This window comes from Streptomyces sp. NPDC004111 (genome assembly GCF_042874215.1).
Classification (GTDB): Bacteria; Actinomycetota; Actinomycetes; order Streptomycetales; family Streptomycetaceae; genus Streptomyces.
Genome location: NZ_JBIAMU010000004.1, coordinates 279,349 through 301,575, shown reverse-complemented (window position 1 = coordinate 301,575; position 22,227 = coordinate 279,349). Strand labels below are relative to the sequence as shown.

Here is a 22,227-nt window from a genome sequence, read left to right as displayed (position 1 = left end):
GCGGGCCGGGGCTCGGTCGTACGTCAGACACAGAGCACCTCCACGCCCGCCGCCGCGAGGGCGACCTCGTCCGCCGGGTTGAGGCCGGTGTCGGTGATGAGCAGGTCGATGTCCGTGAGGTCGCCGAAACGGGCGAAGTGCTCCTGCCCGTGCTTCGCGGAGTCCGCGAGCAGCACCACCCGGCGGCCGGCGGCCACCAGCGCGCGCTTGACGGCGGCCTCGGCGAGGTCGGGGGTGGTCAGTCCGTGGGCCAGGGAGAAACCGTTGGTGCCGAGGAAGACCACGTCGGCGCGGATCTCGTCGTACGCCCGCAGCGCCCAGGCGTCGACTGCGGCGCGGGTGCGGTGCCGGACCCGGCCGCCGACGAGGTGCAGGTCGATGCCGGGGTGGTCGGCGAGGCGGGCGGCGGCGGGCAGCGAGTGGGTGACGACGGTGAGCGCGCTCTCCAGCGGGACGGCGCCCGCGAGCCGGACGGCGGTGGAACCCGCGTCGAGCACCACGCTCCCCTCGTCGGGCAGTTCGGCGACGGCGGCGCGGGCGATGCGGTCCTTCTCGTCGGCGGCGGTGGACTCGCGCTCGGCGAGGTCGGGTTCGAAGTCGAGGCGGCCCGCGGGGATCGCCCCGCCGTGCACCCTGCGCACCAGACCGGCCCGGTCGAGGGCCTTGAGGTCGCGGCGGATGGTCTCGGCGGTGACCTGGAAGGTGTCCGCGAGGGACAGTACGTCGACCCGCCCGCCGTCCCGTGCGAGACGGAGGATTTCCTGCTGGCGCTCCGGTGCGTACATGTGGGTTTACGTCCGTTCGATGCCCGAACCTGTGGTTTCTCTGGCAGAGTACGCCCCCGATCCCCGCAAGTAAACACAACCGGGCCCATCCCGGGCACAAACGGACTTTGGTCCTGCCCGAACGGAAAAGCCCGCCCCCGCACTCCTCGGTGCGGGGGCGGGCTTTGGGCGCCTCGACGCCGGGCCGGCCGGGCCGCCGGTGACCGGCGGGCCGCCGACGGCCGTCACGACGTCAGCGCGGGCTCCTTCGATACGTCGCCGGGCTCACCGGCAACGGAAACGGCACCACTCCCGGCACCCCCTCCGGCCCCGCCGGGACCCTCAGCCCCACCGGTCTGCGGCACCTCGTGGCCGGCCGCCTTCTTCGGCAGCGCGAACATCAGCAGGAAGATGGCCAGCAGTACCGCGACCGTCCAGCCCAGCGCGTTCTCGAAGGCCTCGACGTAGGCCGGGCCGACCGGCGGCAGTCCGAAGCGCACCCCGTCGAGCCGGTCGTCGACGACGCCGAAGAAGACCACCGACACCAGGCCGATGCCGAACGCGTTGCCCGTCTGCCCGGTCGTGTTGATCAGCCCGGACGCCGAACCCGCGTGCTCCTTGGGCACCTCGGACAGCACCGCGTCGGTCAGCGGCGCCACGATCAGGCCCATGCCGAGGCCCATCACGATCAGCGGCAGCGCCATCTGCCAGGAGGTGATGTGCGCACCGAAGTGCCTGGCCTCCCAGATGTAGATCAGCATGCCCGCGGCCATGGTCAGCGCGCCGGTCTGCAGCACCTTGCGGCCGAAGCGCGGCACCAGCTTCTGCACCGAGACACCGGCCGCCACCGACACCGCCACGGAGAACGGGATGCCGGTGACGCCCGCGCGCAGCGCGCTCCAGCCCAGCCCGATCTGCATGTACAGCGTCCACACCATGAAGAAGATGCCGCTGAAGACACCGAAGGTGAGCTGCACGGCGATACCGGCGGCGAAGCTCTTCACCTTGAACAGCGACAGTTCCACCAGCGGCGAGCCGTCGCGCCGCGTCTTGTACTTCTCGTACGCGACGAACACGGCGAGCACCAGCAGGCTGCAGCCCATGGACACATAGCCCCACACCGGCCAGTCCAGCTCCCGGCCGCGGGTCAGCGGGTAGATCAGCGCGAGCAGCGCGAGGGTGACCAGCACGACGCCCGGCAGGTCCAGGCGCAGCGCGCGCGGGGCCTTGGACTCGGTGATGAACTTGCGGCCCAGCAGCAGGCCCGCGATGCCGACGGGCAGGTTGATCAGGAAGATCGGGCGCCACTCCAGGCCGAACAGGTTCCACTCGGTGAGCAGCGCGCCGAGCAGCGGCCCGGTCACCGCGCCGAGGCCGACGATCGCCCCGAACAGCCCGAAGACCTTGCCGCGTTCGTGCGCCGGGAAGGTGGCGTGCACGATCGACAGCACCTGCGGGACCATCAGCGCCGCCGTCGCGCCCTGCAGGATGCGGGAGGCGACCAGCACGTCCGGGTTGGCGGCGAACCCGCAGAGCGCGGAGGCCAGGGTGAAGCCACCGATGCCGATCAGGAAGAGCCGCTTGCGGCCGTAGATGTCACCGAGGCGACCGCCGGTGATCAGACCGGCGGCGAACGCGAGCGCATAGCCGGCGGTGATCCACTGGATGGCGCTGAAGGTGGCGCCCAGGCTGTTCTGGATGCTGGGGATCGCGATGTTGACGATCGTGACGTCCACCAGGTCCATGAAGGCGGCGGTCATCACGATGGCCAGCGCGAACCAGCGGCGGCGGTCGGTGGGAGCCGCCCCGGGGCCGGTCGCGGCGGCTCCCGGCGCGGGCTCCGGCGCGGCATCCGGGGCGGTGCCGGGTGCGGCCTTCGTTACGGCGACAGAGGGTGCGGCGGGTATCGGGGACGCCGCCGGAGTCCCCGACGGGGGTGCTGAAGTCATGTCGAAGACGTTAGTCCTCATGTAGGTCACACTGTGGCCCAGTTGCCCGTCATCCTGGGTGTTATGACGGACACACCGGCACGGCTGCTGCAATTGCTCTCGCTGCTCCAGACGCCCCGCGAATGGCCCGGGAGCGAACTCGCCGATCGGCTGGAGGTGTCCCGCCGTACGGTGCGCAGGGACATCGACCGGCTCCGTGACCTGGGCTATCCGGTGCAGGCCACGATGGGCGCGGAGGGCGGGTACCGACTGGTCGCGGGCAAGGCGATGCCGCCCCTGGTGCTCGACGACGAGGAGGCGGTGGCCATCGCGGTCGGGCTGCGGGCCGGTGCCGGGCACGCGGTGGAGGGCATCGAGGAGGCGTCGGTACGGGCGCTGGCAAAGCTGGAACAGGTCCTTCCGTCCCGGCTGCGCCACCAGGTCGCCACCCTCCAGGCCGCGACGATCCCGCTGACCAGCGGCGACGGGGCGAGCATCGATCCGCTGACACTGACGGTGATGGCGGGGGCCGCGACCGGGCACGAGCGGCTGCGGTTCGGCTACCGCGCGGGCGACGGTACGCCGAGCAAGCGGCTGGTCGAGCCCTACCGGCTGGTCAGCACCGGGCGCCGGTGGTACCTGGTCGCGTACGACATCGACAGAGAGGACTGGCGGACCTTCCGGGTGGACCGGGTGAGCGAGCCCTTCGCGACGGGGGCGCGGTTCGTGCCGCGCGGGCTGCCGACGGGCAACGCCGCCGACTTCATCCGGCAGTCGATGCACGCGCTGGGCAACGGGCGGCAGGAGCCGGTGCGGCTGGCGGTGACGTTCGAGGCGCCGGCCGAGTTCGTGGCGGCGCGGCTGCCGGCCTCGCTGGGAACCCCGGTGGCGACCGGCGAGCACAGCTGCCGGATGGAGGCGGACGTCCGGGACTCACTGGAGTGGCTGGGGGTCCGACTGGCCATGGTGGACTGCGAGTTCGCGGTGGAGCAGCCGCCGCAGCTGGTGGACTTCCTGACCTCGCTGGGCGCGCGCATCGGCAGGGCGGTGACCCCGCCGGAGTGACCCCGCGGGAAACCACCGGGCGACCGGACGACCGCACGGCCGCAACGCCGCCCGAGAGGCCCCGTACGGAATCCACGGAGGTGGCGGACGCGCGCACGTACGGAACCCGCAGGCGTCAAGGCCCCTCGAACGTACGGAACCCGCGGGCGTCGAGGGCCCGCGGGCATGCTGATGGGGAGCCCCGGCGCCGGGGGGAGTGCGCCGGGGCTTCTTCCCGGGTAGGACGCAGCGGCCGGTTCGCCCCCGCGTCGTGGTGTGTGGGCCGGGCGGTTACGCCGCCGCGTCGAAGCCCGTGTCGTGGGCCATCTTCTTGAGCTCCAGCAGGGCGTGCTTCTCTATCTGCCGGATCCGCTCGCGGGTCAGCCCGTGCTCCTTGCCGACCTCGGTGAGCGTGCGCTCCCGGCCGTCCTCGATGCCGTACCGCATCTTGATGATGGAGGCGGTGCGCTGGTCGAGCTTGCCGATCAGGTCGTCCAGTTCCTCGCTGCGCAGCATGGAGAGCACCGACTGCTCGGGCGAGATCGCCGAGGTGTCCTCCAGCAGGTCGCCGAACTGGGTCTCGCCGCCGTCGTCGACGGGCATGTTGAGCGAGACCGGGTCGCGCGCCCAGTCCAGTACGTCGCTGACGCGCTGGGGCTTGCTGTCGAGCTCGGCCGCGATCTCCTCGGGCTCCGGGTCGCGTCCGTTCTCACGGTTGAACTCGCGCTGCACGCGCCGGATCCGGCCCAGCTCCTCCACCAGGTGGACGGGCAGCCGGATGGTGCGGGACTGGTCGGCTATGGACCGGGTGATGGCCTGACGGATCCACCAGGTCGCGTACGTGGAGAACTTGAAGCCCTTGGCGTAGTCGAACTTCTCGACGGCGCGCACCAGGCCCGCGTTCCCCTCCTGGATCAGGTCGAGGAGCGGCAGACCGCTGCGCGGGTAGCGGCGGGCGACCGCGACGACGAGGCGCAGGTTGGACCGGATGAACAGGTCCTTGGCGCGCTCCCCCGCCTCGTACAGCGCTTCCAGCTCCTCGCGGGAAGCGGCACCCGCCTCCTTGGAGTCGGCTATTTCGCCGTCGAGGATCTGGCGTGCGTACACACCGGCCTCGATGGTCTGGGACAGCTCCACTTCCTTGGCGGCGTCGAGCAGTGGCGTCCGTGCGATCTCGTCGAGGTACATGCCGACCAGGTCGCGGTCGGCGATCTCCCCGCCTACGGCGCGAACGCTGCTTGCCCGGGTCGTTCCGGTCGAGGACCGACGGGCGACGGCACGGGTTGCCATGCTTGGTGCTCCCTTGCGTGAGTAGGTCGCGTGTGGTGCGGCTGTGGCTGCCGGGATCCCTCTCGGGTTCCCCGCTTCCATTCGATCCAACGGCTGGAATCCGGACAGAATTCCCCTCGGCCGCACTCAATTTCGTGATCTTGCAGTATCCTGTCGCCCCGCCGGGGCAAAAACTTGGTCCAAATCACCATGAAAACGCAGGTCAGGGCAGGTATTGAGGACGGTCCGACGGTGCGCGGCGGTCTTTATGGCCCCTTCACCGGTGAGACGTCCATCACCTTCCGGGCGGCCACTTTCGTGCCCTGCCGGTCGCTCCCGGCCGCCCTTCGACCGTGAAGACGGCGCGGGCCCCCGCAAGGTTGCTCAGGATGCCCCCTCTGCCCCGGATCCGGCATGGATCCGGCGTGCGCGGCGAACGGGCCCCGGGCGCCAGGTACCCCCGTTCCTCCGCCGCACGCCCTAGGTCCCGAGCCCGTTACCGAGCGCCGGGCGGGCGCCTAGTGTCCGGCGCATGGACACCACAGGCACGTACGACGAAGCACTCGTCCGGCTGCACGGCACGGGGCCCGAGCGGCTGGGACGGCTCTCCAACCACGCCCCCATGGCGGTGGAGGCGCTCGCCGCGCACGGCCGCGCGGGCGATGTGCACCGCTGGCTCGACCTGTACGCGGACAAGCTGGAGGAGTTCCCGGGCAGCCACGCCCGGGTGACCGACGACAACTGGCAGGAGGCGCTGGGCGATCCGCGCCGGGCAGCCGACTGGATCGCGTACTTCGAGCGGCTGCTCGCCGAGCGGCCCTGGCGGGACGTGCTGGCCGAGTGGTGGCCGCGGCTGCTGCCCGGCATCGCCGGCGGCTCCGCGCATCCGGTGATCCGGGTCGGGCACGCGGTGCGCAACCTGCGGGACGACGACGGGCGGACGGCGCCCAGGCTGACGGAGCTGGCGCACGGCCTGGGCTACTGGGCGGCCCGGCACCACCGCGCCCCCGAACCGGCGCCGCTGCCGGGAGCGGTCACCGCCGCCGCGGCCCTGGGCTCCGTACCGCCCGTCGACGTACGGGAGGGGAGCTTTCCCGACCGGCTGGCGCGCGTGGCGCGCGTGCCCGTGTGGGCGGCGGCTCCGGCGACGCCCGAGGAGGCCCGCGAGAGGCTGACCGAGCTGGTGCGGGCCGCGGTGCACCGGTACGCGACCCACGGGCACGGCGAGGAGACGATGCTCGTGCACGCCTCGACGGCCCCCAACGCCGTCCTGCGCGTCCTGCCCGCGCTGCCGCGGTCCCTGTGGGTACCCAGCCTGCACACCGCGTGGCGGGTGACGGCCGCGGTGACCGCGATGTACGCGCCCGACGAGCCGGTCGCCTACCGGCCCCGGGCGGCCGGGCTCACCGCGATGGAGGTCTTCGAGCGGGCCGCCGAGCACGGTGACGAGCACGTGGTGAAGTTCGCCGACACCGCCCTCGACGTCGGTGACGAACGCGCCCTGTCGGCGGCCCTGTACGCGGTGGAGATCAGCGAACCGCTGGTCTAGCGCGGCCCGTGGCGAGCGGCCCCGGCCCTCAGCCGAACTGCACCGACCGCTTCGCCAGCCCCATCCAGAACCCGTCGATCACGCTGCGCGCGCCGGCCAGTTCGTCCTCGGCCGCGCCGAGCGTGACGAACAGCGGGGCGAAGTGCTCGGTGCGCGGGTGGGCCAGGGTGCCCGCCGGGGACTTGTGCTCGAAGTCGAGCAGCGCGTCGACGTCGGCGGCGGCCAGCGCCCGCTGCCCCCAGTCGTCGAACTCCGCCGACCAGGAAGGCACCCCGGGGCCGGTGTGCCGCAGGGCCGCCAGGTTGTGGGTGAAGAAGCCGCTGCCGACGATCAGCACCCCCTCGTCCCGCAGCGGCGCCAGCCTGCGCCCGACCTCCATCAGACGCTGCGGGTCGAGCGTCGGCATCGACACCTGGAGCACCGGAACGTCCGCCTGCGGGAACATCTCCACGAGCGGCACGTACGCCCCGTGGTCCAGCCCACGGTCCTCGACGTCCTGCACGGGCAGCCCGGCGCCGCGCAGCAGGTTCCGTACGGACTCGGCCAGCTCGGGCGCGCCGGGGGCGGCGTACCGGACGGCGTAGTAGTGCTCGGGGAAGCCCCAGAAGTCGTAGACGAGGGGGACCGTCCGGGTGGCGCCGAGGGCCAGCGGCGACTCCTCCCAGTGGGCCGAGACGACCAGGATGGCGCGCGGCCTGGGCAGGTCGGCGGACCAGGCGGCCAGTTCGCCGGGCCACACTGGATCATCGGCGAGCGGCGGAGCTCCGTGGCTGAGGTACAGGGCGGGCATGCGCGCGGTGGTGGATGTCATGCGCTCTAGTTTAACTTTCAATGAGGGGCTTTACAGTGGAGCGCATGAGCACATCGAAGAAGGCGGCCCGCAGCACCCGGGCAGGGGTCGGCGCCGCCACCGGACCGCGCTGGCTCAGCGACGAGGAGCAGCGCGTCTGGCGCGCGTACATCCATGCCACCACCCTCCTCGACGACACCCTCGACCGCCAGTTGCAGCGCGACGCCGGCATGCCCCACATGTACTACGGGCTGCTCGTGCAGCTCGCGCAGGCGCCCGGCCGCAAACTGCGGATGACGGAGCTGGCGAAGAACGCGAAGATCACCCGCTCCCGGCTCTCGCACGCGGTCGCCCGGCTGGAGAAGAACGGCTGGGTGCGCCGCCAGGACTGCCCCTCGGACAAGCGCGGCCAGAACGCGTTCCTCACGGACGAGGGGTACGAGGTCCTGCGGGAGGCCGCTCCCGACCACGTGGAACTCGTCCGCCGGGCGATGTTCGACCGGTTGAGCGAGGAGCAGGTGCGGCAGCTCGGCGAGATCATGTGCAGCATCGCCGAGGGCCTGGAGCCCACGGGCACGGGCGCGGACCTGCCCTGGCTGCGGTAGCCCTCTTGCCCGGCTGCGGTGACACGTACCAACGACGTATCCGCACCGCACCGGACGAGGCGGTACGGAGCATCCGGACAGCACTCCGCCCCGGCCCCGCCGCGAGAAGCGGCGGAATCGGGGCGGGGAGTGCCGGCGGAACCGGGACCGTGACCGCCGGCCGAACCGGGTGTCAGTGCGCCACGACGGGGATCCGTACCTCGTCCTCGGCGCCCTGGCCGTCGCCGGACGACACGGTCGTCACTCCGGGCCTGCCCGCCGTGATCAGCGTGAAGGCGATGCCCGCCGAGACGACCAGGATGCCGACGGCCCACCAGATGGCACTGGAGTAGCCGTGCACGGCGGCCTGCGCCCCGAGCAGCTTCGCGGGCAGCCCGTCGGCCGCGTGCGTGAGGGCGTAGTCGCGGGTGGCGCTCACCGCGACGGTGCTCAGCAGCGCGGTGCCGATCGCGCCGCCGACCTGCTGCGAGGTGTTCACCATGGCGGAGGCGACACCCGCGTCGCGCGGCTCGATGCCGTGGGTGGCCAGCGACATGGCCGGCATGAACGCCGTACCCATGCCCAGACCCAGCAGCAGCTGCGCGGGCAGGATCAGACCGGCGTACGAGGAACCGATCTCCAGCTGGGTGAGCAGCAGCATGCCGGTCGCGGCCAGCAGGAAGCCGGGGCCCATCAGCAGGCGCGGCGGCACCCGGGTCATCAGCCGGGCGCCGACCTGGGTGGAGCCCGTGATCATGCCCGCGATCATCGGCAGGAACGCGAAGCCGGTCATGACGGGCGAGTAGCCCTTGATGACCTGGAGGTAGTACGTGAGGAACAGGAACAGTCCGAACATCCCGATGACGGCGAGCCCCAGCGACAGGTAGACCCCGCCGCGGTTGCGCTCCAACAGGACGCGCAGCGGCAGCAGCGGGTGCTTCACCTTCGCCTCGACGGCCACGAAGGCGGCCAGCAGGACGACCGCGGCGGCGAACATGCCCAGGGTCATCCCGGCGCTCCAGCCGTCGGTCTCGGCGCGCGTGAAGCCGTAGACGAGGGAGACCAGGCCGAGGGTGGAGAGGACCACGCCGGGGAGGTCGAGCGGCGAGCGGTTGCGGCCGCCGGCCGGCTCACGGATGAAGAAGTACGCGCCGACGGCGGCGACCACGGCGAAGGGGATGTTGACGAAGAACGTCCAGCGCCAGTCGAGGTACTCGGTGAGGAACCCGCCGAGGATCAGGCCGACGGCACCGCCGCCGCCCGCGATGGCACCGAAGATGCCGAACGCCTTGGCGCGCTCCTTCACGTCGGTGAACGTCACGGCCAGCAGTGACAGTGCGGCCGGCGCGAGGAGGGCGCCGAAGACGCCCTGGAGGGCGCGCGAACCGAGCATCATCGCCTCGCCGGTGGCGGCACCGCCCAGTGCGGAGGCGGCGGCGAAGCCGGTCAGGCCGATGACGAAGACGCGCTTGCGGCCCCACAGGTCGGCGAGACGTCCGCCGAAGAGCAGCAGTCCGCCGAAGGCGAGGGCGTAGGCGGTGATGACCCACTGCCGGTTGGCGTCGGAGATGCCGAGGTCCTGCTGGGCGGACGGCAGGGCGATGTTCACGATCGTCGCGTCGAGGACGACCATCAGCTGGGCGAGCGCGATGAAGACGAGCGCCTTCCAGCGGTTGGGGTCGGCGGCGGGCGCGGGCGCGGGTATCGCGCCGTCCCGCTTGGCGAGGGAGGGGCCTGTTTCAGGCATGGGAGTAGCCACCTTGGGGTGCGAAAGACAGAAAACGGACATGAGCGGCACCCGTGGGGCACTGCCGGTACGTGGTGTGCGGTGGTCCTCGGCGGGGGCGCCGGGACGGGGTCACTGAGGTCGGCGGAGGTCTTCCAGGGTCGCCGGGCTGCCGGGCAGCTCGGATCGTGCGGGTGCTTCCAGACCGTCGAGGAACAGCTGCAGATGACGGTGGACGAACTGGTCGAAGTTGATGCAGCCGCTGCCGGGCAGCGGCCGGGTGAGCTGGGACAGCGCCACCATGAGGTCGCCGACGGCGACGTCGGAGCGGAGCCGGCCGGCCGCGCGGGCGCGGCCCATCAGGTCCTCGACGGCCACTTCCAGGCGTTCGCGGCCGGCGAGCAGGTCGGCGTGCTGCGAGTCGAAGCCCTCGGAAAGCATCGGGCACAGTGCGCCGATCCGTTCGTCGGCGGCCTCGTGGACGAAGCGCCGCAGGGCGCCGAAGGCGTCGCCCCGCTCCTCGGCGATCTCCATGACCGCCGCTTCGGCGCGCTCGGCGGTACGGGCCAGGACCGACACCACCACTTCGTGGATCAGGTCCTCGCGGTCGGGGAAGTTCCGGTAGAGCGTGGCGTTTCCGACCACGGCACGGCGGGCGATCTCGTCGAGGGGCACGTCCGGTCCGTGCTCGACGAACATCTCGCGCGCCGCGGTGACGATGCGTTCCCGGTTGCGCAGTGCGTCGGCACGCGGGCGCGGGACGCGCCGCTGCGCGACGGAGGCACCGGTTTCGCTGACCACCACAACTCTCCCTTCGACTGCCGCTTCCGTACGGGGACGGGGCGGCCCGTACGAAAACGGGGAGGGCTTCCCCACTTTCTGCGGACTCACCTTCAAACGGGGAGACGCTCCCCGTTTATTTCCACCTGCCCCCACTTCCTTCATGTGACCTGAATCACAAGCCGCACCACCTTCGGCCCACCCAACGCGCGCCCCTCCGCCCGTCACCGGAGGGTGAGCGAACAGGAGCAGTCAGGACTGTCCGGGACGGAACGGACAGGGCTGCGTGGAGCGGAAGGCGAAAATCCATGCAGCAGCCGCGCCCCCGCCCCGGCATAACCGGCGGCCCCCGCACCGGCCACGGAACCCCGGCCGGCGGCCCTCTTCCCGGCGGCCGTCGCGGCGGCCCCCGCTCCACCCGCGCCCCGCGCCGCGTCCTCGGCCTCGCCGCCCTGGCCACGCTCGCCCTCACCGTCGTGACCAGCGCGAGCACCCCGCTCGGCGACTCCCGCCACGCCTCCTCGGGCCCGGCCGGAAACCTCCGGGCCGCCGAGGGCTCCGCACGGTCCGTCCGTACGCAGCCGGAGCCCGCGGGGCCGCCCGGCTCGACGGAGGCACTGGAGGCCGCCGTGCAGCCGTGCCGCATCACCGGCACCCGCGGCGTGCAGATGTCGGAGGGCATGCCCACCGCGCCCGGCTACACCCGGTCCACCGGCGAGGTGCGCGCCCTCAACCTGATGATCGACTTTCCGGACGCGCCCGGTCAGGGCACCGCGCTGGCCCGCTTCCAGGAGTTCGCGCCGCAGACCGCCGCCTGGTTCGACGCCAGCAGCTACGGCCGGCTGCGATACGTGCCCCGGGCGCCGATCACCGACTGGCTGCGGATGCCGCTGCCGTTCGCCGAGTACGGGATAGAGCGCGGCGCCCCGTTCGAGCCGGGCTACCAGCGGCTGGTGCAGGACATCGTGACGCTCGCAGACCCCCGGGTCGACTTCTCCGCGTACGACCTGGTGAACATCCTGGTCACCCCGAACGCCGGCCCCTCGGCCCTGGACACGGTCCTGTCCGTCACCTTCTCCGGCAACAGCGAGGCTCCGGTCGCCGACGGCGTCCCGCTGGCCAACACCTCGTTCGTCTACAGCCGCCAGGACGACGGCTCGGGCAGCTACGCGGAGACCGGCTTCCGCGTCCTGCCGCACGAGAACGGCCACGTCTTCGGCCTGCCCGACCTCTACACCCCGGACGGCGGCGGCGCGGTCGGCCACTGGGACATCATGTCCGAGGACTGGGGGGCCAACAACGACCTTCTGGGCTGGCACAAGTGGAAGCTCGGCTGGCTGGACACCCGGCAGGTCGGCTGCGCCGCCCGCCGCGGCACCACCGACCTCACCCTCGCCCCGCTGGCCGCCCCCACCGGTGCCCGCAAGCTGGCCTTCGTACCGCTCTCCGAGACCTCGGGGTACGCGGTCGAGGTGCGCACCCGCGCGGGCAACGACGACGCGGTGTGCAAACCGGGCGTGCTCATCTACCGCGTGGACGCGGACGTGGACACCGGCAACGGCCCCATCACGGTCGCCGACAGCGAACGCAACAGCGGCGGCTGCACCCGCCGCCCCAACGTCCATCTGGAGCTCTCCGACGCTCCGTTCACCCCCGGCACGTCCTTCACCGACAAGGCGCGCGGCATCCGCATCGACGTGCTCGACGCGGACGAGGCCACCGGCGACCACCGCATCCGCGTCACCCGCTCCTGACCCCCGCCCGACCCGCCGCCGGACCAGCGGCCCCACCCCATCCCCCCACGCCCGCCCCATCCGCTAGGCTGTGCTGGGCCGCTCACAGCAGCAGCCCTGGCTCTTGCCCCGCGCAAGGGATCTCCCACCCGGAGGCCCCACGCACCCGCAAGACCGGCCTCCGTAGCTCAGGGGATAGAGCACAGCTCTCCTAAAGCTGGTGTCGCAGGTTCGAATCCTGCCGGGGGCACAGCCCGAAGCCCCCCGACCGCGACCGGTCGGGGGGCTTCTCGGTGTCCGGGGGCGGTACCGGTTACGAGGACCTGCGGATCGCCGCCGCCTTGCGGGCCGCGGCCATTTCCGCGGACTCGCGGCGGCCCCGCGAGGGGGCCGGGGAGCGGCGGGAGCGGGTCGGGCGGCTGCGGGGCTGGTCGGGGGTGGCGGCGCGCTGGGCGGTGGCGCGGACCGGGACGCCGGAGGGGGCCTGGGCACCGGTGATGCGGGTGAGTTCGGCGTCGCCGGAGCGGACCGCGGCCGTGTACGGGGTGACGCCCGCCTCGCGCATCAGCCGGGCGAAGTCGCGGCGCTGGCCGGGGGTCACCAGGGTGACGACGCGCCCGGACTCGCCCGCGCGGGCGGTACGGCCGCCGCGGTGCAGGTAGTCCTTGGGGTCGGTGGGGGGATCGACGTTCACGACGAGGTCGAGGTCGTCGATGTGGATGCCGCGGGCGGCGACGTTGGTGGCGACCAGGACGGTGATCTCGCCCTTCTTGAAGCGGTCCAGCGTGCGCGTGCGCAACGGCTGGGACTTGCCGCCGTGCAGGGCCGCCGCGCGGACGCCGCTGGCCAGCAGGTCGGTGGTGAGGCGGTCCACCGCCTGCTTGGTGTCCAGGAACATCAGGACGCGTCCGTCGCGGGCCGCGATCTCGACGGTGGTGGCGTGCTTGTCGGCGCCGTGCACTTCGAGGACGTGGTGCTCCATGGTGGTGACCGCCCCGGCCGACGGGTCGACGGAGTGGACGACCGGGTCGTCGAGGAAGGTGCGCACCAGCTTGTCGACGTTGCGGTCGAGGGTGGCGGAGAAGAGCATCGTCTGGCCGTCCTCCCGCACCTGCTGGAGGAGTTCGGTGACGTCGGGCATGAAGCCCATGTCGCCCATCTGGTCCGCCTCGTCGAGGACGGTGACGCGGACCTGGTCGAGGCGGCAGTCCCGGCGCTCGATGAGGTCCTTGAGCCGGCCGGGCGTGGCGACGACGACGTCGGCGCCGCGCCGCAGCGCGGAGGACTGCCGGCCGATGGACATGCCGCCGACGACGGTGGCCATGCTCAGCTTCAGGACCTCGGCGTACGGGGTGAGCGCGTCCGTCACCTGCTGGGCGAGTTCCCGCGTCGGTACGAGGACCAGGGCGAGCGGCGCCTTGGGCTGCGCCCTGCGTCCGTACGAGGCCGTGCGCACGAGCATCGCGAGGCCGAAGGCGAGGGTCTTGCCGGAACCGGTGCGGCCACGGCCCAGCACGTCGCGTCCGGCGAGCGAGTTGGGGAGCGTCGCGGCCTGGATCGGGAACGGCTCGGTGACCCCCTCGGCGGCCAGCGCCCGCTGCACCGCGTCCGGCATGTCGAGTTCGGTGAAGGCGGCGACCGGGGGAAGGCCCGGGGTGACCGTCACGGGGAGGGCGAATTCGCCCTTCAGGGTTACCGGGCGGCGGGAACGGCCGCCGTTTCCGGAACCCGGACGGCCACCGGCCGCGTAACTGCCGCCCGTACGGCCGCCGGAGCCCGAGCCGCGCTTCGAGGCGCCGCCACTACCACTCCCGCCGCCATTTCCGCGCTTTCCGGCACTCGTGTCGCGATTCCCGCCGAAGCGGGCATAGTTCGTACTCAACGGAGAATCCTCCTCGATACCGGCACGTATCGAGGAAATCCCGGACCCACCGCAAAGCGGGCCGCATTTCAAGAACGAGCCGAAATGAATGAAAAACAGAAGACGGCCCGGGGCCCTGTCGCACGTTCCGGCGGGACGGCCCGGGGGGCCGGGGGCGAACCCGTGGAACGGCGATCCTGCACAGCTGGGACGATCTTGCGTTCCCGGGGGCCGCGGCCCGGAGGCCGCGTCGCTTCAACAACGAGTGTGACCCATGCATTCCCGGACGCAAAAACGGGCTGGGACCCGCACCCGAGGTGCAGGTCCCAGCCGCGCTGTCACCACTGATCAGGCCGAGGCCAATGATCAGGCGGGGACGATGTTCTCCGCCTGCGGGCCCTTCTGGCCCTGCGTGACGTCGAAGTTCACCTTCTGGCCCTCCTGGAGCTCACGGAAGCCCGAGGTGGCGATGTTGGAGTAGTGGGCGAAGACGTCGGCGCCGCCGCCGTCCTGCTCGATGAAGCCGAAGCCCTTTTCAGAGTTGAACCACTTCACGGTGCCAGTAGCCATGTCAAATCTCCTTCGGGGTAAAGACCCGAGGAACACACACTGTGCGTGCTCCACGTCGCGCGATGATGACCCCGTCCGGGAGAAGAGCACCGGAAATACAAAAGAAAAGTGCGCCCACCGGAAAACGAGTGAATTCCGGGGAGAGCACTTGTAAGTCTTTTCGGGAACCACAACTGCAACTGTGAATAACCGTAGCACGCCGAGAGCATTCCGGCACGGCGAGTATTCACCCGACTTCGCTCCGGTCGCTTCCGTGTGTTCACATCGGCGGTCCGGGGCGCAGTGCGGAGGGAATGTACCCCGGCGATCAGGACGGCAACCGCTCCGGCACGAAGACTTTGCCCGACGATCACTTTCCGGGGCGGCGAGTTCACCCGGGAAACGCGCCGGGCGGGCCGCTCGTGCGGCCCGCCCGGCGTCCCGGGCGCCGTCCCCGGGGTGTCGTCGGCGAGGTGTCCCGGCCGATCTGTCCCTGTCGATGTGTCCGGGCCGAGGTATCCGGGTCGAGGTGTCCCGGTCAGCCCAGCCGGCGCAGCTTCGCGCCGAAGCCCGGTTCCACCAGGTCCGACTTGAGTGCCACCGGCGCCTTCACCTGGCCGGGGCCGGTGCCGACGGTGACCTCGCCGACCACGTCACCGGCCTTCGCCGCGTGCGGCACGCTCTTGCCCTCCGCCGCACCGGCCGCCAGTTCGACCTTCAGACCGGGCCAGCCGACCGCCTTCAGGTCCTTGGTCGCCACGACCGGCGTCTGTCCGCCGAGTCCGTCGTCCACGAACCCGACGACGTCGCCCTTCTTGACGACCGTGGCCGAGGTGACCGTCTCCTGCGCCTTCTCGATCAGCTTCAGGCTGCCGAAGATGGCCTTGTCCAGCTTGTCGTTCAGCACGGCCCCGGTCGTCTGGTTCATGACCGCGCCGATGATCCGGCGCTCCTTGCCGTCGATCATCGTGCTCGCCGTGAACAGCAGGTTGCCGCCCGCCGGAGTGGTCGAGCCCGTCTTGATGCCGTTGACGCCCGGCTTCAGCAGGATCTTGTTGTTGTTGTAGATCGTGCCCGGCAGACCGGGGATCTTGACGTCCGGCATGTCCACGATCTTGCGGAACACGTCGTTCTCCATCACCGCGCGGCCCAGCTTGATCTGGTCGACGGGGGTGCTGACGGTTCCCTTGTCGAAGCCGCTGGAGTCGGTGTACTTCGTGTTGGTCATGCCGAGGTCCTTGGCGGCGGCGTTCATCTTTTCGAGGAACTTCTCCTCCGAACCCGCGTCCCAGCGCCCGAGCAGCCGTGCCACGTTGTTGCCCGACGGGATCATGAGCATCATCAGCATCTGGCGCTGCGTGTACTCCTGCCCCTTCTTGACCTTCGCGGTGGACTCGTCGCCCTTGTTGCCGTCGTCCTCGGCGGCCTGGTCGACGGTGATCTTCGGACCGTCCTGCTTGCCCGTGATCGGGTGGTCCTTGAGGATCACGTACGCCGTCATGGCCTTCGCCATGCTCGCGATCGGGGCGGCCTTCTGCGCGCCCTCCGTGCCCATGGAGCCGACGCCCTCGACCTCGATGGCGGACTGGCCCTCGCCGGGCCACGGCATCTCGATCTTCCCGCCCTCGAAGGTGTACGACGGCGAAGCGGTCAGCGCGATCTTCGGGTCCGGCAGCGGACGGACCATCTGCACGACCGCGAAGACCACCAGCAGGAGCAGGACCAGCGGGGTCCAGATCTTGAGCCGGCGGACGGTGGTGCGGACCGGGGTCTCCGGCGGGGCGGGCTTGTTGGTCAGCTCGGCGAGCAGGTCCAGCGGCGGCTTGGGCGGCAGCGGCTGCTGCTTGGTCAGCTCCGCCTCCGGGAAACCGCCGGGCGCCCGGCCCTGACCGGCCTGCGCGGGAGGCATCGGCGGACCGTCGGGACGCGCCTGCGCCCCGGCCGCCGCACCCACGGAACCGGTGGCCCCGGGCCGGCGCGGCGGCTTCGGCGACCGTACGTCGTCGGGCTTCAGCGGTACGAAGGTGCTGGTGCGCTCCGTGTCCGACTCGGGCCGGGACGTCCGGGAACTCGGTCCGCCCTGCGGGGACTTGGGCGCCTTCGGGTCGGTGGCGGGCAGCTTGAGCATCGCCGTCGGCTGGTCGACCTTGGGCGCCGAGGGGCGCATGGTCTTGAAGACGGCGGTGGCCTGGTCGACGCCGTTGCCGTCATCGCCCGGACGGTCACCACCGGCGGCCCTGCCGGACTTGGCCGGGGTCCCGGACCCGGACTTGCTCCCGGCACCGGAACCGGACCCGCCCTTCGGCTCGGACTCGGCCTGCGCCCCGGTCCCGGAACCGGACTTCGCCGCGGAGCCGGAACCCGACTTGGCGTCGCCCCCGGACTCCGCCGACTCCCCCGCCCCGGCCGACTTCACGGCGGCGGACGCGGCGACAGCGGAAGCGGCTCCCGCGGCCCTGCCGGACGCGGAGGTGGATTTGCCGGACGCGTCGCCGGACTTGCCGGATTCGTCGCCGGACTTGGCCGCTGCCGACTTGGCGGACGCGGAACTGCCGGATGCGGACCCGGCGGACCCGGACCAGCCGGTCGCCGACTCGCTGGACCGGGACGTGGCCCCGGACTCCGGGGCGGACCCGGCCGGTTCGGACGCGGCGGAGCCGGACCTGCCGGACGCCGACGCACCGGACGAGGACGGGGACCCGGACTCGGCCGACCGGCCCGACGCCGCTCCGCCGGACGCGGACCCGGCGCCCTTCCCCGAAGCCGACCGGCCCGACGCGGACTCAGACGCAGACTCGGACTCGGACTCGGACTCGGACTCGGACTCGGCAGAGTCGGTGCCGGAGGCCGAGTCGGGACCGGTGTTCGCGGACCGGTCCTTCGCGGACTTCGCTTCCGGCTTCTCCTCGGCCGTGGACGGCTTGCCGCCCGTGCGCTCGGCGTCCTTGCCGTCGGCTCCCGCGGCAGCCCTGGCGGCCCATGAGGGGGCCTTGCCGGACGGCTTGGACGCGGTCCTCTCCTCGCCCTCCGCTTCCGCGGCGGAACGGTCCTGCGCCGCACTGTCGGCCGTACCGGCCTCGCGAGCCGCGCGGGCGCCCGAGAACGCGGCAGCCGCGATGGCGGCGGAGTTGGCCGCACCGGACTCGTCCCCGGCGAAGTCCGCGTCGGCGTCCGGGGCGGAGTCCGCTCCGGCGTCCGCAGCCGTGTCCGTGCCCGCGTTCCGCTTCGGGGTCTTCGCGGCACCCGCACCAGCGGCCGGGCCGCGGTCGTCCGCAGCCGTCGCGTCGGCGTTCCCGTCCGTCACCGGGCCGTCCCCGGAGTTGTCCCCGGAGCCGTCCTCGGAGTCGTCGGCCGTGGCCACCCACGCCGCAACCGCGGCGCGCAGCCGGGAGTCTCCCGGCTCGGAGCCCTCCACGGGCTCCTCAGCGGCCTGGGAGCGGGATTCCGCTTCCTGCCCCGCCAGGTCGCCCTCCGTGCCCTTGGCGCCCCTCTCGGAGCCCTCCGCGGCGTCCGCCTCGTCCGAGCCGCCGACCGCGCCGCGCGCGCCCGTGGCACCGGCGCCCGCGCCGGCCCCCGCGGCCCCGCCGCCGTCCGCCGCCGGTACCTCGGCACCGGATTCCGCTTCGGCACCCCGGGAAGCACCGGCGGACCGGTCGTCCGGGGCCGTGCCGTCCGCGGCGTCTTCGGCCGCACCGCCGTCGGCCGCGGCGTCCGCCGCCCCGGACCCCGTGCCCGTAACCCTCGGGCGGGTCCTGAAGACGCCCGTGGGCCGGTCCACCTCGTGACGGTCGCGGCCCTCGACGGCTTCCGCCGTGTCCGCGCCCGCCGTCTCGTGGGTGACCTCGTCCGCTTCCGCAGCCGCCTTCGCGTCCGGTGGAACCGACTTCGACGCCTCCGGCGTCCTCTCACGGAACACCGCGAGCCGGGGGTCGCGTTCGCCCGCCGTCTCCCCCGACGACTTCCGCTGCTCCGACCTGTCGGGGGACTCGCCCGCCACCGATGCCTCCTCAACGCGTACGTCTACGCCACACACACCGCAACGGGGCCCGCCCCCGCTGTCCGATCCATGAACCAGTGTCCTGCTACGGGCACCGGCCCCACGTGCTAGACGAGAACGACATACCTACTGGTTCCCGCTCAAAGCACCCAGGCACTCTCGACAGATGAATGTGAGAGGGGTCACCCTGTCATTCATCCACGCGGGGAGGCATGGATGGGCAGGAGCCGCAGAACAATTCCGGAGGAGCTTCTGTTGCTCGCTCTGGACCCGGCAACGGGTACCACAGCGCAGCCGCAGTCGCTCGACCTCGGCCTGGCCGGGGCACAGCTAGTGGAGCTGGCTCTGGCAGGACGGATAGCCCCTGACGGGGATCGTATCGCCGTGGTGATGCCACGGCCGACCGGAGATCCGACACTGGACTCCGCACTGGAACTGCTGCGCCGACGCGGCAGCCCGGTCCGGGCGGTCCACTGGATTGGCGGGCCCCGACTGGGGCTGCGCCAGATCTATCTCGCGCATCTGGAGCGGTGCGGCATGGTGCATGCCGTGTCGGGTCAGATGTGCGGGGTGCTGCCGACGACTCGCTACCAGGCGACGGACACGGCAATCAGCCGGGACATCCGAGCCCGGCTGGACAGCGCGATCCGCACCGGCGTACCGCCGGACCCGCGGACCGCGGCGCTCGCCGCTCTGGCCCACGCGGTCGGTCTCGGCAAGCATCTGTATCCCGGCAACGAGGGCCGGTCGTCGAGGTCCCGTCTGCGGGACCTGATCCGGCACGACCCGATGGGCGGTCTCGTGGCGCACGCCGTGATGGACGTCCAGAACGGGGTGGCCGCCGCGCCACGTCGCGCCGCACCAGGTTCGTCCGCGGGTCCGGGCAGTCCGGCCGGCAGTGGTGGCGGAGCACGTCAGACCGCCTCCGTACCCGTGCAGCCGCACCGCGGCAGCATGGCGCGGGCCGTGGCGCACTGACACGTCGCCGACGGCGGCACCGGCGCGATCGGCGCGCCCTGCGCGGTCGGCGTCGTTCCGCAGGAGCACACGCACACGCACACGCACCAACCGCATCACCGCACCACCGCCGCACCCCACGCGCGGGGCAGTGGACCGGCCGTCCGGACGAGGGCCGGGCCGCCGCCCCGCGCGTGTTCGGCTTCCGCGGCGCGCGTTTCCCGCCCCCGGCGCGGGTTTCCGGCCACGGCGGCCCTCCGGGCTCCTGCGGATGCGTGCCCGTCGCGGCACCCTGTGTGTCCATTCGGCAGCGCGGCCAGGCCGGTTGGTGGCAGTCTGCTGAACAGTAGATACGCGCAGCACGCAGCCGGAGGTGCAGTTCCCGTGGCGTCCCCCAATGTCAATCCCACCGTCAGGCGACGCCGACTGGGCCAGGAGTTGCGTCGCCTCCGAGAGCTCAAAGGCATGACGGCGGAAGGCGTCGCCGAGCGGCTCCTGGTCTCCCAGTCGAAGATCAGCCGGTTGGAGAACGGCCGCCGCAGCATCAGCCCGCGCGATGTGCGCGACCTCTGCGGGGTGTACGAGGTGGAGGACCCCAGGGTGGTCGAGTCGCTGATGCAGATGGCCAAGGACTCGCGCCAGCAGGGCTGGTGGCACGCGTTCGGCGACATCCCGTACAGCGTCTACATCGGTCTGGAGACCGACGCCGACAACCTGCGGGTGTACGAGCCGCAGATCGTGCCCGGTCTGCTCCAGACGCCGCAGTACGCGGAGGCGGTCATCTCCGGCGCGCTGCCCGAGAACCCGCCCGAGGAGTGGGCGAAGCGGGTCGGCGTACGGCTGCGCAGGCAGGAGCGCGTCACCACCAGCACGTCGCCGCTGCGGCTGTGGGCGGTGATCGACGAGGCGGCGCTGCGCCGGGTCGTCGGCGACCGGCACCTGATGCTGGCGCAGCTGGAGCATCTCCAGGAGCTGGCCCGGCTGCCCCATGTGACCATCCAGGTACTGCCGTTCAGGGCGGGCGCCCACACCGGGCTCAGCGGTCACTACGCCATTCTCGAATTCCCCGAGACGTCCGATTCCAGCGTGGTCTACATCGAGGGCGTGACGAGCGACCTCTATCTGGAGAAGACGCCCGACGTGCAGAAGTACACGGGAATGTACGAGCACCTGCGGGCCAAGGCGCTGAGCGTCGAGGACTCGCACCTTTTCATCGAGAAGATCGCCAAGGAGTACGCGAGCGCGGAGCGCGAGGGATAGCCCGCACGAACCGCTCAACACGGGTACGGCCAACGGAGGTTGCGAACCGTACACCTTCCGCATGGGCCAGTGGAAGATCCGCCGGAATATGCCATCCAGTCGAGTGAACGTCCCCTGTGCCCGGAAGAGTTCCGGCGTAGCGTCGATCACGCCAAGCAAGAGCGTTGGCAGCTCACAACGACTGGTGAAGGCGGAACGGACATGGCAATTCTCAAGGGCGCGACGGCCGAGTGGACGAAGTCCTCTTACTCCGGCGGAAACGGCGCGTGCGTCGAAGTGAAGTCCCCGGTTTCGCACGCCATTGACGTGCGTGACTCGAAGGCACCCGAGGGCCCCTCGATCTCCTTCGTCCCGGGCGCGTGGATGTCGTTCATCGCCGAGGTCGGCCAGGGTTCCCTCGGACGTTGATCCCCTTGTCGCCGCGTGCGGCACGCAGTTGATCCGCGTGTGCCGCGGGCACCGACAGAGCAGCGCAACGGAGCCCTCTCGACCGGCCCGCCGTCCTGGCCGAGGGGGCTTTTCCACTCTCCGGTTCCGGCTCCCGATCGTTTGAACCGCCCTACCGAAGTTCGTCGACGTACCGGTCCGTCCCCACCATGGTGGGGATGAACGGTGCCACCAGTTCCACCCGTCCGAGCCCCGCCCCGGCCACCGCTTCGCCGAGTCCGCCGAAGCGTTCCTGCCAGTGTTCGCGAGGATCCTCCTCCAGGAACCACAGCAGCGTGAGCCGGGTGTCGACGCCCTCGACCTGCTTGACGTACGTCATCCGGTCGCCGGGCAGCGGGGTCGGCCGGAAGACCGTGACCATCGCCGCCGGTGAACCGGCGAGCTGCTTGGGCAGGTGCGCCGAGCGCAGCCACTCCACCAGTTCCGCCCGCCGCTGGGGGCTCTCGGCGTCGATCACCTCCAGCACCAGGCCCCGGTAGGGGTGGTCGAGGACGTGGAAGTCGCGCGGTCCCGCGGCTCCGTCGCGGTAGACGGTCGCCTCGTGGTCCTGGAACGCGGTGAAGACATGGGTGCGGGCCTGATGGACCCGGCCGTCCCGGTTGAGCCGCTTGTTGATGCCGACGGTCCACTTCATGTGCTCGTCGTAGCGGCCCTCGGTGATCCAGTACGTGCTGAGGTAGCAGCCGGCGGTGACGGGGTCGGCGACCGCCGACTCGGCCGGGTAGCGCAGGAGTTGCAGGTCGCGGGTGGCGACCCAGCGGCGCCCGGCGTACATCCACGGCATGGCCATCGCGCCCGCCACGAAGTGGTCGTCCTCGTACCAGCGGTTGTAGGCGTACTCCTGGCCCGGGTGCGGCTCGACCATGGTGATCAGGGCGTGGCCGGGCCGTACTCCGTAGGGCCCGACGGCCGCAAGTTCCGCGTAGGTCTCGCTCCGGGTGTCCTCGCTCATGCCCGTCCCCTCCGGCTGGGTGTCCGCACGGGTGTCT

The 22,227-nt window shown here is 71.7% G+C and carries 17 protein-coding genes and 1 tRNA gene; 8 read left to right on the top strand and 10 right to left on the bottom strand.

Annotated elements, in window-relative coordinates; all coding sequences use genetic code 11:
- Positions 1–23: 23 nt before the first annotated feature.
- A complete protein-coding gene (locus ACFYVL_RS11075) occupies positions 24–785 on the bottom strand; it encodes a DeoR/GlpR family DNA-binding transcription regulator (protein ID WP_389243087.1) in 762 nt (253 codons plus the stop codon).
- A gap of 224 nt (positions 786–1,009) precedes the next feature.
- Positions 1,010–2,713 carry an MFS transporter gene (locus ACFYVL_RS11070; RefSeq protein WP_389243085.1) on the bottom strand — a complete coding sequence of 568 codons (1,704 nt, stop codon included), beginning with the start codon at positions 2,711–2,713 and terminating at the stop codon, positions 1,010–1,012.
- Positions 2,714–2,776: 63 nt separating this feature from the next.
- On the opposite strand from ACFYVL_RS11070, the gene ACFYVL_RS11065 reads away from it, so the two are divergent.
- A complete protein-coding gene (locus ACFYVL_RS11065; protein ID WP_389243083.1) occupies positions 2,777–3,757 on the top strand; it encodes a helix-turn-helix transcriptional regulator in 981 nt (326 codons plus the stop codon).
- A gap of 270 nt (positions 3,758–4,027) precedes the next feature.
- Here ACFYVL_RS11065 and ACFYVL_RS11060 read toward each other — a convergent pair whose 3' ends face one another.
- Positions 4,028–5,026, bottom strand: coding sequence for an RNA polymerase sigma factor RpoD/SigA (locus tag ACFYVL_RS11060; RefSeq protein ID WP_389243081.1), 999 nt, complete (start codon positions 5,024–5,026; stop codon positions 4,028–4,030).
- A 511-nt stretch (positions 5,027–5,537) separates the two neighbouring features.
- Between ACFYVL_RS11060 and ACFYVL_RS11055 the strand changes: the two genes are divergently transcribed.
- Positions 5,538–6,554, top strand: coding sequence for a questin oxidase family protein (locus tag ACFYVL_RS11055; protein ID WP_389243079.1), 1,017 nt, complete (start codon positions 5,538–5,540; stop codon positions 6,552–6,554).
- Positions 6,555–6,582: 28 nt separating this feature from the next.
- On the opposite strand, the gene ACFYVL_RS11050 is transcribed toward ACFYVL_RS11055, so the two are convergent.
- Positions 6,583–7,365 carry a dioxygenase gene (locus tag ACFYVL_RS11050; RefSeq protein ID WP_389243077.1) on the bottom strand — a complete coding sequence of 261 codons (783 nt, stop codon included), beginning with the start codon at positions 7,363–7,365 and terminating at the stop codon, positions 6,583–6,585.
- Between the two features lie 44 nt (positions 7,366–7,409).
- Between ACFYVL_RS11050 and ACFYVL_RS11045 the strand changes: the two genes are divergently transcribed.
- On the top strand, positions 7,410–7,949 hold the full coding sequence (locus tag ACFYVL_RS11045) for a MarR family winged helix-turn-helix transcriptional regulator (protein WP_389243075.1): 540 nt from the start codon (positions 7,410–7,412) through the stop codon (positions 7,947–7,949).
- A gap of 172 nt (positions 7,950–8,121) precedes the next feature.
- Here ACFYVL_RS11045 and ACFYVL_RS11040 read toward each other — a convergent pair whose 3' ends face one another.
- The gene (locus ACFYVL_RS11040; RefSeq protein ID WP_389243073.1) at positions 8,122–9,675 is read right to left on the bottom strand and encodes an MFS transporter; all 1,554 of its coding nucleotides are present in this window, start codon (positions 9,673–9,675) and stop codon (positions 8,122–8,124) included.
- Between the two features lie 111 nt (positions 9,676–9,786).
- Complete coding sequence (locus ACFYVL_RS11035; RefSeq protein WP_389243071.1) at positions 9,787–10,455, bottom strand: TetR/AcrR family transcriptional regulator; 669 nt, start codon at positions 10,453–10,455, stop codon at positions 9,787–9,789.
- A 287-nt stretch (positions 10,456–10,742) separates the two neighbouring features.
- Here ACFYVL_RS11035 and ACFYVL_RS11030 point away from each other — a divergent pair, with 287 nt between their 5' ends.
- Both ACFYVL_RS11030 and ACFYVL_RS11025 read left to right on the top strand, forming a co-directional pair.
- Positions 10,743–12,188 (top strand): M6 family metalloprotease domain-containing protein, encoded by a 1,446-nt coding sequence (locus ACFYVL_RS11030; protein ID WP_389243069.1) that lies wholly within the window; start codon positions 10,743–10,745, stop codon positions 12,186–12,188.
- Positions 12,189–12,344: 156 nt separating this feature from the next.
- Positions 12,345–12,417 (top strand) — tRNA-Arg (locus tag ACFYVL_RS11025).
- A 63-nt stretch (positions 12,418–12,480) separates the two neighbouring features.
- Here ACFYVL_RS11025 and ACFYVL_RS11020 read toward each other — a convergent pair.
- The 3 genes from ACFYVL_RS11020 to ACFYVL_RS11010 all read right to left on the bottom strand — a co-directional run bounded on the left by ACFYVL_RS11020 (position 12,481) and on the right by ACFYVL_RS11010 (position 18,574).
- On the bottom strand, positions 12,481–14,049 hold the full coding sequence (locus ACFYVL_RS11020; RefSeq protein ID WP_389243066.1) for a DEAD/DEAH box helicase: 1,569 nt from the start codon (positions 14,047–14,049) through the stop codon (positions 12,481–12,483).
- 345 nt (positions 14,050–14,394) lie between these two features.
- Positions 14,395–14,598, bottom strand: coding sequence for a cold-shock protein (locus tag ACFYVL_RS11015; protein WP_189825182.1), 204 nt, complete (start codon positions 14,596–14,598; stop codon positions 14,395–14,397).
- A gap of 517 nt (positions 14,599–15,115) precedes the next feature.
- The gene (locus tag ACFYVL_RS11010; protein ID WP_389243064.1) at positions 15,116–18,574 is read right to left on the bottom strand and encodes a D-alanyl-D-alanine carboxypeptidase; all 3,459 of its coding nucleotides are present in this window, start codon (positions 18,572–18,574) and stop codon (positions 15,116–15,118) included.
- A 216-nt stretch (positions 18,575–18,790) separates the two neighbouring features.
- Here ACFYVL_RS11010 and ACFYVL_RS11005 point away from each other — a divergent pair, with 216 nt between their 5' ends.
- From ACFYVL_RS11005 to ACFYVL_RS10995, 3 genes are all read left to right on the top strand, one after another.
- Complete coding sequence (locus tag ACFYVL_RS11005; protein ID WP_389243062.1) at positions 18,791–19,552, top strand: GPP34 family phosphoprotein; 762 nt, start codon at positions 18,791–18,793, stop codon at positions 19,550–19,552.
- Positions 19,553–19,915: 363 nt separating this feature from the next.
- Positions 19,916–20,791 (top strand): helix-turn-helix domain-containing protein, encoded by an 876-nt coding sequence (locus ACFYVL_RS11000; RefSeq protein ID WP_389243060.1) that lies wholly within the window; start codon positions 19,916–19,918, stop codon positions 20,789–20,791.
- A gap of 201 nt (positions 20,792–20,992) precedes the next feature.
- Positions 20,993–21,199: a DUF397 domain-containing protein gene (locus ACFYVL_RS10995; protein ID WP_389243058.1), complete on the top strand. Its 207-nt coding sequence runs from the start codon at positions 20,993–20,995 to the stop codon at positions 21,197–21,199.
- A gap of 151 nt (positions 21,200–21,350) precedes the next feature.
- Here ACFYVL_RS10995 and ACFYVL_RS10990 read toward each other — a convergent pair whose 3' ends face one another.
- Entirely contained in the window at positions 21,351–22,190 is an 840-nt protein-coding gene (locus ACFYVL_RS10990; protein WP_389243056.1) for a hypothetical protein, read from the bottom strand.
- Between the last annotated feature and the right edge of the window lie 37 nt (positions 22,191–22,227).

Excerpts from the sequence above, each read along its gene's own strand:
- ACFYVL_RS11075 (WP_389243087.1), bottom strand. The coding sequence starts at position 785 with ATGTACGCACCGGAGCGCCAGCAGGAAATCCTCCGTCTCGCACGGGAC.
- ACFYVL_RS11070 (WP_389243085.1), bottom strand. The coding sequence starts at position 2,713 with ATGACTTCAGCACCCCCGTCGGGGACTCCGGCGGCGTCCCCGATACCC.
- ACFYVL_RS11065 (WP_389243083.1), top strand. The coding sequence starts at position 2,777 with ATGACGGACACACCGGCACGGCTGCTGCAATTGCTCTCGCTGCTCCAG.
- ACFYVL_RS11060 (WP_389243081.1), bottom strand. The coding sequence starts at position 5,026 with ATGGCAACCCGTGCCGTCGCCCGTCGGTCCTCGACCGGAACGACCCGG.
- ACFYVL_RS11055 (WP_389243079.1), top strand. The coding sequence starts at position 5,538 with ATGGACACCACAGGCACGTACGACGAAGCACTCGTCCGGCTGCACGGC.
- ACFYVL_RS11050 (WP_389243077.1), bottom strand. The coding sequence starts at position 7,365 with ATGACATCCACCACCGCGCGCATGCCCGCCCTGTACCTCAGCCACGGA.
- ACFYVL_RS11045 (WP_389243075.1), top strand. The coding sequence starts at position 7,410 with ATGAGCACATCGAAGAAGGCGGCCCGCAGCACCCGGGCAGGGGTCGGC.
- ACFYVL_RS11040 (WP_389243073.1), bottom strand. The coding sequence starts at position 9,675 with ATGCCTGAAACAGGCCCCTCCCTCGCCAAGCGGGACGGCGCGATACCC.
- ACFYVL_RS11030 (WP_389243069.1), top strand. The coding sequence starts at position 10,743 with ATGCAGCAGCCGCGCCCCCGCCCCGGCATAACCGGCGGCCCCCGCACC.
- ACFYVL_RS11015 (WP_189825182.1), bottom strand. The coding sequence starts at position 14,598 with ATGGCTACTGGCACCGTGAAGTGGTTCAACTCTGAAAAGGGCTTCGGC.
- ACFYVL_RS11005 (WP_389243062.1), top strand. The coding sequence starts at position 18,791 with ATGGGCAGGAGCCGCAGAACAATTCCGGAGGAGCTTCTGTTGCTCGCT.
- ACFYVL_RS10995 (WP_389243058.1), top strand. The coding sequence starts at position 20,993 with ATGGCAATTCTCAAGGGCGCGACGGCCGAGTGGACGAAGTCCTCTTAC.
- ACFYVL_RS10990 (WP_389243056.1), bottom strand. The coding sequence starts at position 22,190 with ATGAGCGAGGACACCCGGAGCGAGACCTACGCGGAACTTGCGGCCGTC.